Origin of the sequence: Paraburkholderia sp. XV, assembly GCF_020177535.1 — a bacterium.
GTDB lineage: Bacteria > Pseudomonadota > Gammaproteobacteria > Burkholderiales > Burkholderiaceae > Paraburkholderia > Paraburkholderia caribensis.
The window spans coordinates 13,527-29,990 of sequence record NZ_JAGUUD010000009.1 but is presented as its reverse complement, the minus strand read 5'-3'; the positions used below and the strand labels follow the sequence as shown (position 1 = coordinate 29,990).

At 61.2% G+C, this 16,464-nt stretch carries 12 protein-coding genes; 4 read left to right on the top strand and 8 right to left on the bottom strand.

Annotated features, from left to right (window positions below; genetic code table 11):
- Nucleotides 1–53 precede the first annotated feature (53 nt).
- The 3 genes from KFO72_RS07250 to KFO72_RS07240 all read left to right on the top strand — a co-directional run bounded on the left by KFO72_RS07250 (nucleotide 54) and on the right by KFO72_RS07240 (nucleotide 4,703).
- Nucleotides 54–1,190: an SGNH/GDSL hydrolase family protein gene (locus KFO72_RS07250; protein WP_224099579.1), complete on the top strand. Its 1,137-nt coding sequence runs from the start codon at nucleotides 54–56 to the stop codon at nucleotides 1,188–1,190.
- A 268-nt stretch (nucleotides 1,191–1,458) separates the two neighbouring features.
- Nucleotides 1,459–3,423 carry an HAD family hydrolase gene (locus tag KFO72_RS07245; protein WP_225031746.1) on the top strand — a complete coding sequence of 655 codons (1,965 nt, stop codon included), beginning with the start codon at nucleotides 1,459–1,461 and terminating at the stop codon, nucleotides 3,421–3,423.
- Entirely contained in the window at nucleotides 3,411–4,703 is a 1,293-nt protein-coding gene (locus KFO72_RS07240) for an oligosaccharide flippase family protein (RefSeq protein WP_225031745.1), read from the top strand. The genes KFO72_RS07245 and KFO72_RS07240 overlap by 13 nt, the downstream gene beginning before the upstream one ends.
- A 262-nt stretch (nucleotides 4,704–4,965) precedes the next feature.
- On the opposite strand, the gene KFO72_RS07235 is transcribed toward KFO72_RS07240, so the two are convergent.
- Entirely contained in the window at nucleotides 4,966–5,751 is a 786-nt protein-coding gene (locus tag KFO72_RS07235; RefSeq protein ID WP_054930322.1) for a glycosyltransferase family 25 protein, read from the bottom strand.
- 308 nt (nucleotides 5,752–6,059) lie between these two features.
- Between KFO72_RS07235 and KFO72_RS07230 the strand changes: the two genes are divergently transcribed.
- Nucleotides 6,060–7,238, top strand: coding sequence for an acyltransferase family protein (locus tag KFO72_RS07230; RefSeq protein ID WP_225031744.1), 1,179 nt, complete (start codon nucleotides 6,060–6,062; stop codon nucleotides 7,236–7,238).
- A gap of 312 nt (nucleotides 7,239–7,550) precedes the next feature.
- Here the strand turns inward: KFO72_RS07230 and KFO72_RS07225 are convergent, their stop codons facing one another.
- The 7 genes from KFO72_RS07225 to KFO72_RS07195 all read right to left on the bottom strand — a co-directional run bounded on the left by KFO72_RS07225 (nucleotide 7,551) and on the right by KFO72_RS07195 (nucleotide 16,294).
- On the bottom strand, nucleotides 7,551–8,621 hold the full coding sequence (locus KFO72_RS07225) for an acyltransferase family protein (protein WP_054930320.1): 1,071 nt from the start codon (nucleotides 8,619–8,621) through the stop codon (nucleotides 7,551–7,553).
- 194 nt (nucleotides 8,622–8,815) lie between these two features.
- Nucleotides 8,816–9,919 (bottom strand): acyltransferase family protein, encoded by a 1,104-nt coding sequence (locus tag KFO72_RS07220; protein ID WP_054930319.1) that lies wholly within the window; start codon nucleotides 9,917–9,919, stop codon nucleotides 8,816–8,818.
- 282 nt (nucleotides 9,920–10,201) lie between these two features.
- A complete protein-coding gene (locus KFO72_RS07215; protein ID WP_225031743.1) occupies nucleotides 10,202–11,299 on the bottom strand; it encodes a glycosyltransferase family 4 protein in 1,098 nt (365 codons plus the stop codon).
- A gap of 20 nt (nucleotides 11,300–11,319) precedes the next feature.
- Nucleotides 11,320–12,261, bottom strand: coding sequence for a glycosyltransferase family 2 protein (locus KFO72_RS07210; RefSeq protein ID WP_224099574.1), 942 nt, complete (start codon nucleotides 12,259–12,261; stop codon nucleotides 11,320–11,322).
- Nucleotides 12,262–12,516: 255 nt separating this feature from the next.
- Nucleotides 12,517–13,929 (bottom strand): hypothetical protein, encoded by a 1,413-nt coding sequence (locus KFO72_RS07205; protein ID WP_224099573.1) that lies wholly within the window; start codon nucleotides 13,927–13,929, stop codon nucleotides 12,517–12,519.
- A 56-nt stretch (nucleotides 13,930–13,985) separates the two neighbouring features.
- Entirely contained in the window at nucleotides 13,986–15,203 is a 1,218-nt protein-coding gene (locus KFO72_RS07200; protein WP_062915438.1) for a glycosyltransferase family 4 protein, read from the bottom strand.
- Nucleotides 15,191–16,294 (bottom strand): glycosyltransferase family 4 protein, encoded by a 1,104-nt coding sequence (locus KFO72_RS07195; RefSeq protein ID WP_054930314.1) that lies wholly within the window; start codon nucleotides 16,292–16,294, stop codon nucleotides 15,191–15,193. Before KFO72_RS07195 ends, KFO72_RS07200 begins: the two co-directional genes overlap by 13 nt.
- Between the last annotated feature and the right edge of the window lie 170 nt (nucleotides 16,295–16,464).

Here is a 16,464-nt window from a genome sequence, read left to right as displayed (position 1 = left end):
TACCTTGCGGGCCGATTGAATGAGGTGGTTGCGCTATGTCTCGTTTGCGTAGAGTGTTGCTGCTCGTGTTTTGCGGTGTGCTGACCGGTGCCGGTCTGATTTACGTCAGGCTGGCCGGGGCCGACCTGTCCCGCCGGCCGGCTGCCGCCGTCGCTGGCGGTCAGACGGTGCCGTCTAACGGGATACGGCTTGCCGTGCTCGGAGATTCCGACAGCCAGTCCTATCACGACCCGCGGATGTTTCGAGATCCGAACGCGCGCGGCGGACCCTGGCGCACGACCACCTGGCAGTGGACCGAGGTCCTCGCCCAGCTGCGCGGCGACCAGATCGATCAGGGCCAATGGGGCGCCTGGGGCACCAACAAGTATCGCGCGTACTTCGACGAAGCGTTCGGCGCGCTCGCGCGGGCGCCTGCCAAAGAAGACTACCGCTACAACTTTGCCATCAGCGGCGCCTGGTCCAACCAGTTGATGGGACACCCGATGCGTCAGGCGATCCGTCTCGTCGCGCTGATGGACACGGAGCCGCAAGCCTGGAAAGGCGGCGTCGTGCTGATCCGGATCGGTATCAACGATGTCGGTTCGCACGAGGTCCTCGACGCCATGGCGCGGGATCCGAATGGCCCGTTTCCCACGGAGAGGATCAACGCCGCGATTGGGGAAATCGGCAAGGCCGTCGCCCTGATCCGCAAGCACCACCCGGATACCCACGTCCTGCTCATCGGCATCCTCAGCAACGCCGACTGGTCGGGCGAGTTCGACAACTGGCAATCAGCCAAGGCGATTGCCAATATCGATGCCGGGCTGAAGCGCTTCGACGACGGCTTGCAGAAGCTGGCCGCGGCGGATCGCCATGTCGCCTTTCTTGGCGATCGCGCCTGGTTCGCGAGCCTGTGGGGCGCGCGGGACGACCACGGCCGTCCGCTTTACAAGACCGTGCGTCTTTCGCCCGGCTGGGCCATCACCAATACATCCGGCGACGATCCGCACAACGCCGCTACATCCGACGGTCATGCGGGCGTGGTCTGGAATGCCCTTTGGGCGCAGCATCTCGTCGTTTCGCTCAACACCGCATTCGGATTGCATCTGAAACCGATCACGGATGCCGAGGTGATCGACTTTCTGCGCCCGAGCTTCAAGGCGAGCCAACGATCCGCCTCGGAACGATCGACCTCTGCCGCGGAGAACTGACCCGGCGTGTCCTGACCAGGTGACGCGAAAGCTGGCCGAAAGCGGTCCGGTCCCACGCCTGTCAAAGCCCGGCAAATACCCCGCCCTGCGTACGCCCACGCACAAACACGCCATCCTTCATTGTTCACAATGGGCCGCAGAGTCAATGCAGGCGCGTCCTCGCCGCGCATCGACTGGACCGACATACAGAGCTCCGCGCCGCGACACACAGGCCGCACATGGAGCCGGTGAATCAAACACAGCGTGATTGCTGAGAGGATGGCCCTTCGTGAAGTCTCTCCCACGTTTGCTGCAAGAAGCGCAAAGCGCCCTGCTTTGCGTCGATGCATTCGATACGCTGCTGCTTCGCAAACCCGTGTCGCTGGAGCAACGCCTGTTGAAAGTGGCGAAGCTGTTCTGCGAACGTCTCGCGCTGCGTCCGTCCGAACTTGCTCCTTATGCTCTCGCCCGGCGCCGGCGCCAGGTCGAGCAAATCGCTTATCGCGCGCGCAACGTCGCCGGACGTGGTGAAGTGCGCCTCGAAAGCATCGCATCGAGCTTGCTGGAACTCGTCCATATCGACACCGCTTACGTGCCTGAATGGATCGCGTGCGAACTCGCGGTGGAGCGCGAATGCCTCGTGCCGAATCTGCCATTGATACGCGTGCTCGAACGGCTCCACGCAAGCGGTGTTTCGCTGCGCGTAGTGAGCGATACGAGCTTGTCGGGCGACGCGCTGCGGCAACTGATCACGGCCGTCTGTCCGCCCGGGCTTCGATGGGACGCCGTCCATACGAGCGCCGACCTGCAACTCACGAAACGCGATGGGACGATCTTCGCCGCTGTGTCGGACGTAGCCGGTGTTCCGCTTTCGAAGATGGCGCACCTCGGCGACGACCTCGTCGCGGACTGCACCATGCCGCGCCGTTGCGGGATGACGGCAATCCTGCGCCCACGCTCCCGCCTGCACGTCGCCATGCTGCGCGCCAACGCCGTACTCGCGCGCGGCCAGTCGCAATGGCATCGCTGGCGGCACCGCGAGGCCCAGAAGCGCGCGAAGGGCGGCGGCTCACGCACGGCGGGCGACACGCTCGTCCCCGACGTGCTGGGCCCGGTGTTCGCAGAATATTGCCGCAGGCTGCACGTCTACCTCGAACAGACGGCGGCCATCGAAGGACCCATAGTCGCGCTATTCTGCGCGCGCGGCGGACTGGGGCTCGAGAGGCTCTATGAACGCTATACCGCGCAGTTTCCCGCGCGCGGCGATATCAGCATCCAGCCTCTGATGATTTCGCGGCTCGTCGCGGCAAGAGACGCGTTCGTGTACGGCGGAGAAGGCGTCGTCGACGAACTCGACTATTCCTTCGAAGTGCGCAATGTCTCGGCGCTCGCACGCGCGCTCACTGGCGCGGATATGGCGCCCAACGGCAACTACGCAACCGTGCGCGAGTTCGTCGAAGGGCTGCGCAGCGGACGCGAACCTCACCTGCACGAACAGATCGTCGAGCAGGCCGGGCGGTTCCGCGAAGTGTGGCAAACCATCACGGCCGGCATGCAGGGCATCGTGTTGTGCGATACCGGTCTCTATGGCTCCACCTTCAAGATGCTCATGCAGAGCAAACTCATAGACCGGGGCCACTGCGTCCAGCTCGCCCGCAGCGACTACAAGCATCTCGGGCGGGAGCACTTTCCGTCCGTAACCGGACTGTTGACGGAGCGCAACGGCTACAAGCCCGGCGACTCCATCTCGTCAGTGCTCGCGTTCTGGCATCTGATCGAAAGCCTCGTCGAGCCCGATCTCGAAAGCGTGCGCCGCTTCGACAGACGCGCCGACGGCAGTCTCGTCTCGAACCTTGAATCGGAAGGCTGGCAACAGAAACTCGTGAGCATGCCGGACCCGAAATTCGAGGAAATTGCCGACTATGTTGCCCAAAGTGCGAAGCGGCCCGCAGCGGACACGTCACTTGCCGAATTCGAACTGGCGGCCAAAACCCTCGAGCGCGTGATCATGTTTCCGGACCCGGAACTGGTCAACCGGCTCGCCGAACGGGACCGGTCGCTCGATTACGGGCGCGACGACACTGTCAAGGTGACCGGCCCTAACCTCAGGCAAGCCAGCGCATGGACGCGGCTGTTCGTCGCGAAGCAGTCGCTTTGGCCAAGCGGCGCCGTGGTACGCGCCTTTCCGCACTCGCATCGGCTGGTGCAGAAAACGATCAGACTCGGCTACACGGTACGTTCATGGATCAGGTGAAGCCCTCCAAAACCCGCACGGAGCTCGCCGCGACGTACATCGCGTACGTCGTCCGTTACGTCTACCCGCTCCTGCTGCTGCCCTTCTACGGCAGAACGCTCGGGCCGGCTGGCTACGGCATCGTGCTGGCGGGCATGTCGCTGTCGAATACGCTCTGGCGATTCGTGAACTTCGGATTCCCGACCGTCGGCGGCCGCGATACGGTCTACGCCAAAGACCATGCCGAACGCGCGGCCATCCTGTCGAGCCACATGACGGGCCGGCTGCTGCTATGCATCCCGACCGCGATTTTCGGGCTCGGAGCCGTGGCGTTCTCGCCCGTGCTGTCGGCACACCCGATGCTCGGCTGCACGACGGTACTGCTCGGCCTGCTCGCGGCGTTCAACCCGGGCTGGTATTACACGAGCACGGGGCGCGCCTTGACAAGCATCCTGATCGAGGTCGTCGGCTTCGTCACATCGCTCGCCCTCATTTTTCTGTTCATCCATGAACCCTCCGACCTCTCACGGGTTTTCTTTCTGCTGCTGGCTTCGTGCATCTTGCAAACATTGCTCGGCTTTGGCGCGATCAGACGGGAGTTTTCCGGCTGGTTTTCGTCGATCCGGGCCGGCATCGACCTGATCCACCGCTCGAAGATCATTTTCATCTACACGGGCACGTCCGTTCTGCTGATCACCGCCTCGACCTATCTCCTGTCCGTGCTCGCGCCCGCCACCGAGGTCAGCGCGTTCGGCGTGGCGGAGCGCCTGATCGCCGTCGCGCTCAGCCTGACGGTCCCCGCCTCCCAGATTCTCATCCCGAAGGTCACGTATCTCGTGGGCGTAGACCCGGCGAAGGCCAACCGGCTCGCATGGGGCATACTGGCGTTCTTCCTTACGGGCGCACTCGGCGGGGTCGCCTGCACGATGCTCCTCGCCGACTGGCTGGTGCCGCTCGTGTTCGGCAAAGGTTTTCAGTCCTCCATCCCCGTGCTGAAATTTTTCGTGCTGGTCTTGCCGTTGAGTATCGTCAACCAGGTAATCGGCCTCTATTTCCTGATTCCCCGGCATCGCGATGGCCTGCTCGCCCGCGCCGGCGTGGCGACCGCGATCGTCAGTATCGTCGCCGCCATTCCGCTCGCCAGCCATTGGGGAGCAATGGGCATGGTGGCCTCGCGTTTGCTGGGAGAACTGACGCTGCTGACGACGCTGCTTATCTCTCTGGTCCGGTCCGGGTTGATCAGCGAGATATTTGCGATCGGGAGCCCCGTTCTCGTCCTGCGTCCGGGAGAAAAAGGGTGACGTACGATGATGTTTGATGAACGTAAGTTGGGACAGTCTTGCTGTCCCAGTACTCGACTTGAAGGTGTTCATTCGCTCGAAGCGGCGCCAATGGCGTACTTGCGAATGTGACGGCGGTCGCCCCTTTGCCTTTTACTGCGATGTCACAGGTATGGCGCAGGCACGCGTGCTGGGGAAGGTTTTTACTGGTTATGCATGGCGGGCGCGACTCATCCGGGAGAATCTCGCCCGACGGATCTCTGCAGTTCAATTACCCCGCGACTCAAATTCCGTCCTTGTAGCTGGATCTGATTTTTACCAGACCTCTATTCCAGACACGCAGCGTTTGAATGAAATCATACACGCCACGGAAAGGTACCTTTGCTCTTTGAACCCAGACCGATCCAGGCCTCCACTCAGCTCTCTCCTCTCCTATCACGGATGCAATCCCCTTCTTTCCACTCTTTAGCCAAACATCCTGGATGCACGGCGCGGGGTGCAATTGATAGATGTGCGTCTCTTCGAGATCGCCACTAAACATGACAAGATCTACCGCGCGATCAGAGGATGTAAAGCGCTCGATCATCTTGCGGCATCCATCTCTCGAAATCATATAGGCGCCAGCACCCGTGTGATTGCTCCGTAACCGGTGCAGTCCCGTGCGAGCCGACAGGTTCAGGCCTTTTCGATCAATGATGATGCCAGCCAGGGAAGTTTCCATTTTGATAATGTCATAGCGGAATCCCCGTGAAATTTTCTCGTTTAGCGAATCGATCAGACTCCTCGCATCCCGGCAAAAATGCACATCGTCCTCGAGCACGAGCGCGTCATCTATTCCTTCCTCTACCACTTTTTTCCAGATCGAGTAATGACTGAGCGCAGCCCCCTTTTCGCCCGCACTACACGTACCACGAAACAGCGGCAAATCCAGCGTTCGACTCATTGCTTCTACGTGTGCCGGCCCTAAGGCAGGGAATCTTTCCCAGGCGTAGCCCAGCCTGTCAATCTGAGCAGTCATGTGGCCCAGGCGATCAGTAGACTTGTCGAGATTGATGACGAAGATCTTCATATTCTCTACGGCCCCAAATTAGAAATGTTGCGTCGCGCGCGGATGTCGGCACCGGTGGTCGTCTCAGCACACGGTGTGCGTACGCTATGACCCAGCGTAAGTTCTTTCCCGGAATCGTTCCGTGGTCTGCCCAACAATTTCTGGGGAAAGGCCTGGCCGCGACGCGGGCGGGGCACGCCCGGCAACCCCGGCACTGCGTTGTCCAACGCACACAGCCGTCCCAGCCGGGCCGCTAGACTCACTGGCAGCAATGGCCAAAGTGCGGGGCGACGACCTCGCCGTTGCGGGACAGAAAATGTGGGGGTGCGATGGCTACGAAAAACAGTAGATACGATGCGCTCGACGGCTTGAGAGGCGTCGCGGCCGTCGCCGTGATGATGTCGCATTTCACGCAAGAGGCATTCAAGAATGCCTACGTGGCCGTCGATCTGTTTTTCATGCTGAGCGGCTTTGTCATTGCCCACTCTTATGGAACACGGCTCCTTGGCGGAATGACGGCGATCGAATATATAAAACGGCGCGTTATCCGGCTGTATCCGATGCTGTTTATTTCTCTGCTGATCGGCCTGCCGGTGCTGATCGGGGCAAGCGTCCTCGGCCTGTCGACCTATCCGATGCCGAGCATCGTCTCGGCAACCATCCACAATCTGTTTTTTACTCCGTATATAGGCCATCTCGGCAATGCGAACATGGCGACTGCTGGCGCCGTTGCAGCTGCCGATTTCACGATCGGCGAGATATTCCCCGCGAATCCGCCCGCGTGGTCGCTATTCTTTGAAATGGTGGCAAGCATCGCGTTCGTGATCATCGTCCGGCTGAGCCGGTCCACGATGTTCAAGATCATTGCCATCAGCGGCGTCATGTTTCTGATAACGGGAGCGCTGACGAGTTTCGAGAGCCATGGGCACTCAATCGTCGATTTCTCGCAAGGCTGGTCCGGCAGCAGAATGGATGGCGGGTTCTACCGTGTTTCATTCGGCTTCGTGGTCGGCGTGTTGCTCTACAACTTAAAGAGCTCTGGCGTCGATCTCCGCATCATGGAAGCCCTGAAACAGGTGCTTCGCAACTCATACGGTCTGTATATCGTCGCGCTCGCGATGTTTCTGTTCCCGATGTCGCTTCGCGGCGTGTACCCGGCGTTCGTCATTTTCTGCGTTGCACCGTGCCTTGTGATGGTAGGCGCGAACCTGTCGTGTGCTTCGACCTTCGAAGCGAAAACCGCGCAATTTCTCGGTTGGCTTTCGTACCCGGTTTATCTCCTGCATTTTCCGATTGGCCGGGCCGTGTTCATGCTGATCGGCAAGCCGAACGAGCCGGCGACAGTTCCGATCGTCGTCGCATGCGCAGTGACGCTGGTAAGCGCGATCGTATTGACGAGGTATGTCGAGGAGCCGATCCGCGCCTTCCTGACGAAGCGACTCGTACGGCGGCCCGTGTCGCCTGTGGTGACACCCAACACAATGACGGCGGATCAGAAGGCTGGATGACCATCTGCCTTTGTGTGAGGGGGTAATCGCACTTCCCTTCGGTAACAGCTTGAAATCGAGCGGGCAACACCGCTACCTGATTACTTGCTCGCGGTTACGCCGCCGTTCGGTGGCGGACTACACAGCCGGCAACACTTGCATGCGCGCGTCGGTATCTGCGATCGACGACGCGCGCGCAGATGTCACCTGTTCCCGTTGCGAGCTGCTTATGATGAACTTCGCCAGCACCCTACCCTGCTCTTTCACGACATTCACAACCGCAGGGAGATTCTGAATCCCGACGCACGTAACCGTTCCCTTAACGCAGCCTCATCAGGTCAGTGCCGTTTGGCGAATCCGCGATCTCTTGCTCTCGAGTCGTGCGAGCAACGGCTTCTCCAGGTACAAGTGAACACCGGCTGCAAATACAATCGCGAGGCAGGCTACACAGAATGCCGCCAGATAAAGGCTGAACGGACTATGAAACGTCCCGGCTTTGACGGCCTTCGCGAATACGTTCATCCAGTATCCATGCGTCAGATAAAGCACATAGGACGCGTTGCCAAGCACCGTCAGGGCACGCCCGATGCGGCTGCCAGTGTCCTCCGTGTGCACGAACGCGGCCACCAGAAGCGTCGCGGGAATCCCCCACGCCCACCATCTGAACGAGGGCGACAGGCCCGATGTCGTTTCATCGGGCGAGGCCGCAGAAGCCCACCAGAAAAGCGCAACACATGTCATCAACACCCCCCACCTGATACGGGGGCTTAATTCAGGCAGCCGCGTGCTGATGGCGCCAAGAAAGATGCCGCACACGAATTCGATGACGAGTGGGTTCCCGTAGTACTGGGCTTGCGTAGTGGCGCCGACCATATTGAGCGCGACAGGCACACCAGCGAGCAGCGCAACAATCAACGCTGCGCGATACCGCTGCCACGGGAGACAAAGTGCGGCGGTACAGATGAGATAAAAGTAAAGTTCATAGACGAGCGTCCACGCAACGCCCATGACCTGACCAGTCGATGTCGTGGGTGGAAGCAATAGCACCGACTCGATGAGGCCAATGGCGTCGAACTGCACATGCCGGTAAGCGATCCCGCTGCAAGACAGCGCGACCACAACGGCAAGACACCCCCAATACGACGGCATGATTCGCGTGAGGCGACGGGTGAAGAATCCCTTGGCCGACGTTTGAGAGGAGAAGCCCCCCGTCGTATGCCACATCACCAGTCCACTGATGACGAAAAAGATGTCGACACCGCATGCTCCCACGCGCTGCGCAGAAGGAGAAACGAGCGCCAGCGGACTTCCCGAAGCCTCTTCGAGGATATGGTGTGCCAATACCGCAAAGGCGGCCAGGAAGCGCAGATGTTGCAGCCCGTAGAGTCTGGTATGGCGTCCCATAGATATCGTCAATGAATTCAGGCGATTGCGGAAAGGCCGATTCGGAAGAATCTGCCTTGGCGGCCCCGTTCGTAACTGCGCGATTCTCCAGGTTGTTCAGGGACGCTCTATCGGGTCGGCGGGTCGGTGAACCGCGCGCATTCGTACCGCTCAACACACCCGCCAACATTGCGCCCCTCGTGCGCCGACCTCTCTCAGGTTCTCGCCTGCCGGGTTCCTGCCGAAACGCCCTCGGCAGCACTTCCCTTGTCGGGCCGCGCCCGCAGCAACCGGCGGCCAACACGCATGGTCGGTATTTCGAACTTGCGGTAGGACAGGATCGCAAAGCCCACCGCGCAGGGTACGAAGATGGCGAAAAACAGCACGACGCGCGGCAGAGGGCCCACAGGCACATGGCTGACCAGCAGCGACGAAGCGCGCATGATGAAGAGATGCGTCAGATACAGGCTATACGACGCATCGCCGATCAGCAGAAGCAGCTTCGGATACTGGATATCGCGACGGCCCATGACGACGCCCGCGAATATCGCCGCGGCAGGCGGTCCCCACATGAGGCCGCGCATGTCGAATGTACCGTCTGCGGATGGCCCCGTAAGCAGCCAGCCTGTCACACCCGCTGCGATCAGCGCGATCTGCGCAAGAGCGCCAATCCGGAATCCCGACAGACGCAACTGTGCGAACATCACGCCGAACACGAACTCGAGAATGATCGTATGAGTCCAGCCTCTCAGGATGAGGTACTCGGGCTTCATCAAGAGACCGAGCGTGACGAGCGTCACGAATATCCCCACCACGGCAAGATAAACGCGCCGGATGCCGAGCAACAGGACCAGCGAAATGACGGCATAGAAGAACATTTCGAAGTTCAGCGTCCAGCCAAGCCCCAGCACCGGTTCTGGCGCACCCGTCATGGGGTTCGTGGACGGCACGAAGAATAGCGAGCGCAGGACGTACGCTACCTCGTAGCAGTTCTTGTTCTTGAGTGCGGGTAGCGCGAGACCGATGCCGACCGAGATCAACGTTGCCGCCCAGTAGAGCGGCACCACGCGCACGATGCGATCGCCGAGGAACCATCTGGCCGTCGTGCTTCCGGAGCGTTGCCCCGAGATGATATACATCATCACGAAGCCGCTGACGACGAAGAAGATATCGACGCCGAACAACCCCTTTATATTGATGAGCGGCCACAGTTGCGATGCGGGTGGGCTATGGTGGCCCACCTCGGCCGCCGCGTGGCAAAACACCACCAGCAAGGCCGCGACCGCGCGAAGCACCTGCACCGAGTCCAATCTCTTCATTGCACTGCCCTCCAAAACCGGTTCGCGAACCAGCGCGCCGGCGTGGACATCTGACAAAGCTATTCTTTTATGCGCTTCGCCATGCTTCGACTGGGCGGCTTTCGATTCCCGTCACCATCGCGAAGCGCGCATGACGTCGAAATAGCAAAGGACGCACCACTTATGCACCTGTCGCAATGTACCGGGCTCGCCGTGTGGGAGACCGTTCGAAAAGCCACACACCGTCTATGCGCGCGAAGCGAACCACCACACACTCGCACCTCGGAACAGCCTTGTGACTCGTCAAGCGGGCGCCACGGTTTTGACGGCCTCGAACAGGTTTCGCGCCGCCTGTTTCCAGGTGAAGATGTCGGCCTGCTGACGCCCAGCCGATACCAGAGATTGACGCACCGCTTCATCGTCGAGCACTGTTCGAATCGTTTGGCTCCACGCGCTGGGATCTAAAGGGTCCGCATAAAGCGCGGCCTTGCCGCAGACTTCCGGAAGCGCGCCGGACGGCGCGGCCACCACCGGACAGCCAAGCGCCATCGCCTCCAGGGGCGGCAAACCAAACCCTTCCGTCAGGGACGGGAACGCAAGCGCGCCGGCGTTGGCCATCAACCCCACCAGTTCCGAATCGGTGATCCGTCCGGCAAATCGCACATTGGGCGGCACGACATGCCCGAGGTTCTCGAACTCGGCTTTCGTCGCGCCGCCGAACAGCACGAGCGTGACGTCCTTCAGTTCAGGCTGCGCGAAAGCCTTGAGAAGAATGGCGATGTTCTTGTGCTTCTGCGTGTTGGCGAGCGCCAGGACAAAGCGCCTTGGTGTGAGTTTCAATGTCGCGAGCTGCCCCTCGTCGGGTGGCACCTGCAGAACATGATCGCAGCCATTGTGTACGACCACGATCTTGTCGGCACTGGCAACGCCATAGCGCACGAGCTCGTTCCGCGAGAACTCCGACACGGTGACGATGAGCTTGTGGCGTCTGCCGATAAAAAAGAACAGCAACTTGTACCACAGCCGAAAACCCAGCGAATAAGACTCCGGCGCCGAATAGACCTGGGCATCGTGTATCAGCGTCGCGCAATCGCGATGACACAACGGCCCGAGATTGCAGAGATTGAGAATGAAGTCCTTTCTGCGAGCCAGGGGAAGATAGCATTGCTCCCACACTATCCGGTGTATCCGGCGAACCAGCGGGCTCTCCTGAACGCATATGATCTTTCGGTAAGACGGGACCTTGACGCGATTTCTGACGACAAGCGCGTAGTCTGCGGCATGGCCAGACTGCTCTGCAATCAGGTCATCCGTTGCTGCAATGAGTTGCTCGGCGACCCTGTGCACACCGCTTGGCGGTGCGCCAAAGAACTTGCCGTTAAACGCGATTGTCCTGGACACGCAGTTTCGCCTCGCTGTGTTCAAAGTTTTGCCGCCCGCTCAGGCGTGAGCCTGCCTCGCACAAAGTCCCACAGGCCGATCAGATTGCCGCCCAGCCGCCCCCGGCGGTCGACCCAGGGCTCGGGCGCAAAGCTACGCACGATATTGCTCGCGACATTGCGCAGAACATGATCGAGCGCCGCGCGCAAGGGCATGGTCTTCTTTCTTGCCAGATAGAGCGGATTGATCACCTGCGAATAGCCGAGCTTGCGGCCGGACACCCTGCCACGCTTGACCCCCAGGTGCACGCCGAGTGCAGTGTTGATGCGCACGACACGACCGCCGCGATTCCAGATCTGACCGCCAAAGTCGCGATCCTCCTGCCAGCCATAGAGAACCAGACGCTCATCGAACCGGAGTCCGGCAATGCTGCTGGCTCGAAACGCCATGTTGCATCCGTAAGGGCCGCCCGTCGAAACGACGCTCAAGCTATCCGGAATGTCTGTCGCCCGTGCCAGGATCGCTTGTCCTTCTTCAATGGAATAGCCCGGGCCGTGAATGCCATCGGCGAGCACCGTTCCCGTGACGCCGGCAATAGCAGGATCGCTATCCAAGGTCTTGAGCACTTCCGCTATCCATCGGCTGTGCATCAGGAAATCATCGTCCAGCAGGACCACGACATCGAAGTCGTCCGGCACGTGCTTCAACGCATGATTGCGTTGCACGGTAAGGCCGGGCTGGCCCTTGATCACGAGCAATCCGGGCCGGCTTGCGAGCTTGCCGGCATCCTCGTCCGATACACAGGAGACGATGATCAGATCCGGTTGCACCGTTTGCGAATCGGCGAGGGCGACGACACGCTCAAGCACTTCAGCGCGCCCGCGTGTGGCGAAGATCAGACAGACCTTTGCCTGCCTTGCTGACGATGGCAGGTTCATTTCCCCGGACGGGGCTACTTGCGGACAGACAGTCGGATTCAACATTCACCTCGTCGGCCAATGCATGCTTTTCTGGAAGCCGGAAAACGGCAGTCCGTCTTGCGCGGGATTCAATCGCCCCAACCGTGCCAACGGAGCAAGCCATGCCAGCGAGCATCTCGGGGACCATGCTATCGATGCCGCAAACGCAGCACTGCTGCCTACCCCACGCAAATGCACGCATCCTGAACCCCGAAGCGCGTGCAGCCTGCGCTACTGCCTGCGCTACGGCTCATGGCTGCAAGAAACAACACCCGGCATTCATTCCTGAATGCGCCGCGCGGCCCACCCCTGACGCCTGGGCACGCGCCTGGGGACACGTCTGGGCGCACGCTGCGAGAGCGCGCTCGCTGCGGCCGCAAACAGGTAGAAGGTCGCGCCCAGTTCGAACACCCCAGCCGCCAGAGAAGCAACGATCAAGGTCGCGAACATGCCATGCCGTGCCGCGTGGCAGACGGCCCGTTCCGTCAGCGGGTAATGCGTCGACACGGGCGACAGCAGCGTTTTGCCAAGGAACATCCCGTAGCAGATCACGCCCACGGCGCCCAGGTTTGCCAGCACCACCACGAGGAAGCTCGATGCGCGAATGCTGCCCAGACCCACGCCTATCCCGTATGTTTCGAGGAAGTTGGTCACGCCCTGCGTGTTCCAGCTCATCCGCTCGATGCCGGATGAGCTATCCGCCTTGCTCATGACGGTGGTGTCGACGAAGTCGGCAAGCGCTTTCGCCACGCTCGGCATGAAGAGGATGACGTAGAGGGTGCCAAGCACGCCCGCGCAGGCGGCGATGATCCACATGCGCTGCTGGCGCTCGACGGCGCCGGGCGCGACGCGACCGGGCCGACTGATGACCTGTATGCACATATACGCTGCCAGCCCGACATAGGCCGTGCCCGAAGTGGACATCAGCAGCAGTGTTCCCGTCGCAATCGCGAGCGCCCCCGCCAGTTTCGGACGATAGCCGAGCAGCCAGAGATTGAGGCAAAAGACGAACAGCGGCAGCGTGAAACTCGAAAACGCAGACGTCTCTGCGAACGTGCCGGTGATACGCACCAGGCCGCCCAACTCTTCCCCGCTCAAATCGGCATATTGAGCCGTCTTGATGACCGACATCACATCCAGCCCGACAGCATGGGTGACGAAATCGATCACGCCCGCGGACACATCGAGAATTGTGAGCAGGAAAATGCCGTTCGCGAGCGCCCGGTATGCACCGCGATATTTGAGGAACGCATACATGCAGGCATACACCACGAGATCGCCAATCAGGTAGATCGCCTGCGACAGATTGCCGGAAACGGGGCCGAGCGGCTGCACTACCGCAGCACCCGTGAGACTGCGGTCGACCGGGAACACGAGCGTCGAGCCCTGCAGCAGACGCGGCAGCATCACGGCGCCTGCGACACCCCACACGCAGGTACAGAGTAGCCAGAAACCCGGCTTTTCCATCGAGAGCGCGTCGCCGATCCCCTTTCCGCCGACAAGATTGAACGCCCTCAGCGCGAAGAAAATGAGAAAGAGCTGCGCCGGCATGATGCCGATGCCGCCCAAATTCAGCGCAAGCGTCATGGCGAACAGCGAAAATGCCGCCATCGCGTAAATGGCACCGCGAAATGACGAATAGAGCACCAGCAGCCCAATGACGATGACCAGGACTCCGTATATTGACGGCACTGCTTCCCCCCTCCATTCACGCACGCATACGCGAGCGGACTGCTGTATTGCGCGGCTCAGGCAGAGCGCCAGCGGCGAATCTCCGGCGCCGGATCGGCGGGGACTCTGCTGGCTTCGACGGCGCGCTCCACCACACCCAGGAACTCGCGCTTGAACCGTTCCTTCGTAAAGCGCAGCGCATTGCGGCGGCACACTTCCGCGTGGAACGGCGGCGACTGTTCGAAGCGCTCCACCGCGTCGACGATGGACGCCACGCTCTGTTCATTGAAAAAGAGCCCCGTCGCCCGTTCGGGATCCTGTGATTCGATGACGATTTCCCGCACACCGCCACGGCCCAACGCAATCACGGGCGTACCGCAGGCCTGTGCTTCCACGACCGAAATTCCGAAGTCTTCTTCCGCGGCAAAGACGAATGCGCGCGCACGCTGCATGTAGTCCACCAGTGCCGCATCGGGCTGATAGCCGAGCAGCGTCACATTGGGCGTCGCGCATGCCTTGGCGCGCGCGAAATCCGTGCCGTCGCCGATCACCACGAGGCGCCGCGAAGGCATCGCCGCGAAGGCCTCGATGATCAGCGGGATGCGTTTGTACGGGACCATGCGCGAGGCAATCAGATAAAAGTCTTCGCGCTCCGTACTGAGTTCGAAGCGTTCGACATCGACGGGCGGATAGACCACCGTGGCGTCGCTGCCGTAGGCCTTGCGAATGCGCCGGCCCACGAAGGCCGAATTGGCGACAAAGGCATCCACGCCATGCGCGGTGCGGTGATCCCAGATACGCATGTAATGAAGCAGCAGACGCACGATCCAGCTCTTCATGCCGCGCTGCATGCCCGCCTCGGCCAGATATTGATGCTGCAGATCCCACGCGTAGCGAATCGGCGAGTGCACGTAGCTCACGTGGACCTGATGCGGGCCCGTCAGCACGCCCTTGGCCACCGCATGATTCGACGAAATCACCAGATCGTAGCCGGACAGGTCGAACTGCTCGATAGCCAGCGGCATCAGCGGCAGATAGTGGCGAAACGATTTGCGCGCGCGCGGCAGATGCTGGATGAACGAGGTATGCGCGCGTTTGCCGCCCAGCACGTCGCGCTGCGCCTCAGGAAAAAAATCGACGACGCTGTAAAGATCGGCGTGTGGGAACAGTTGAAGAATCTGCTCGACCACCTTTTCCGAGCCCGCATACGCAGCGAGCCAGTCATGCACGAGCGCTACGCGGCCAAAGCGACGTATGTCGTTAGCAGGGGTTGGGGCAAGCGTTACATTAGCCACGGCGAAATCTCCTCGATCAACCTGGCAGCCGTCGCGCGCCAGGTCAGTTCTTCCGTCCGTGTGCGGCCTCGCTCGCGCAGGCTTGCACGCAACGCGGCGTCGGCGGTGATCCGTTCGAGCAGGCGCGCCAGTTCTGCGGGATCGTCAGGCGACGTGTAGAGCACGGCATCGCCGCAGGCTTCCTGTACGGCGGGCAATCTCGACGCGATGACGGGACAGCCCAGTGCCAGCGCTTCGACGGGCGGCAGCCCGAAGCCCTCGTAGCGCGATGGATAGACAAAGCACGCGGCCCGCCGGTAAAGCGCGGCCAGTTCGCCATCGCTCACGTAGCCGAGGTGCTTCACAAAGGCGGGCAACGCGTCCTTGCCCGCCCCGTAGACGCGCGGATCGCCGCCGCCCACCACCACGATGTCGAACTGCGCATCGTCGATAAGGCGCGCAGCCTCGGCCACGAGCTGAAAGTTCTTGTGCCGGTTGAGGCTGCCGACGGCAAGCACGAACGGACGCCCATTCAGCGTGGGTGCCACGGTCCCTTCGTCCTCTTGCACGCGCAACATGTGCTCGCCGCTCTCCGACACCACGCCGATCTTGCCAACCGGAATCCGGTAAGCGTCACACAGTTCGCGCCGCGAGAATTCCGAAACGGTAATGACACGTTTCGATACCCGGCCAAGGCGCGGCGCCATCAGGCGATACCAGGCGACAAACGACCGGCTGTAGCTGTCGGGCACGCGCGTGGGCGCCGCGTCGTGCAGGACCGTCACCTGACGGCGGTACATCAGCGGTCCCGAGTTGCACAGGTTGAGCAGCAGGCGACCGCGCGCAGCCTGCGGTAGCGCGAGTTGCTCCCAACGCACACCGCCGCCTTTCCCACTGGCTCGCAGCCCGACGTGCAGAAACGGATTCGGCAAGGCGGTCAGTGCTTCGGGCACGATGATCTCGACCTGCAATCCGGCGACAAGCGGATCGCGCAGCTCGATCAGTTGATCGAGCGCCCGGATGGTCTCGAATGCAAAACGATCGACACCCGTCGCACGTCGGCCAAGGAAGCGGCCATTGATCAACAGGTTGGGGGTATGCACGTGTGTCATCGACAGGGTCCGAGGTGTCGCTCATGACCGGTCGTCATCCGTGCGCGAAATCACCGCGACACACGACCGGATTCGACAAGCCACGCCTTACTAGTTATATGGCTTGAAGTGTGTCCGATGTCCCCTGCCGCGAATGTTCGCCGTCGCTCATGGCACGCCAATTCGCGCGC

What these genes read in the sequence shown, in the direction of transcription:
- KFO72_RS07240 (WP_225031745.1), top strand. Translation starts at nt 3,411, where the DNA reads ATGGATCAGGTGAAGCCCTCCAAAACCCGCACGGAGCTCGCCGCGACG.
- KFO72_RS07235 (WP_054930322.1), bottom strand. Translation starts at nt 5,751, where the DNA reads ATGAAGATCTTCGTCATCAATCTCGACAAGTCTACTGATCGCCTGGGC.
- KFO72_RS07230 (WP_225031744.1), top strand. Translation starts at nt 6,060, where the DNA reads ATGGCTACGAAAAACAGTAGATACGATGCGCTCGACGGCTTGAGAGGC.
- KFO72_RS07225 (WP_054930320.1), bottom strand. Translation starts at nt 8,621, where the DNA reads ATGGGACGCCATACCAGACTCTACGGGCTGCAACATCTGCGCTTCCTG.
- KFO72_RS07220 (WP_054930319.1), bottom strand. Translation starts at nt 9,919, where the DNA reads ATGAAGAGATTGGACTCGGTGCAGGTGCTTCGCGCGGTCGCGGCCTTG.
- KFO72_RS07210 (WP_224099574.1), bottom strand. Translation starts at nt 12,261, where the DNA reads ATGTTGAATCCGACTGTCTGTCCGCAAGTAGCCCCGTCCGGGGAAATG.
- KFO72_RS07195 (WP_054930314.1), bottom strand. Translation starts at nt 16,294, where the DNA reads ATGACACACGTGCATACCCCCAACCTGTTGATCAATGGCCGCTTCCTT.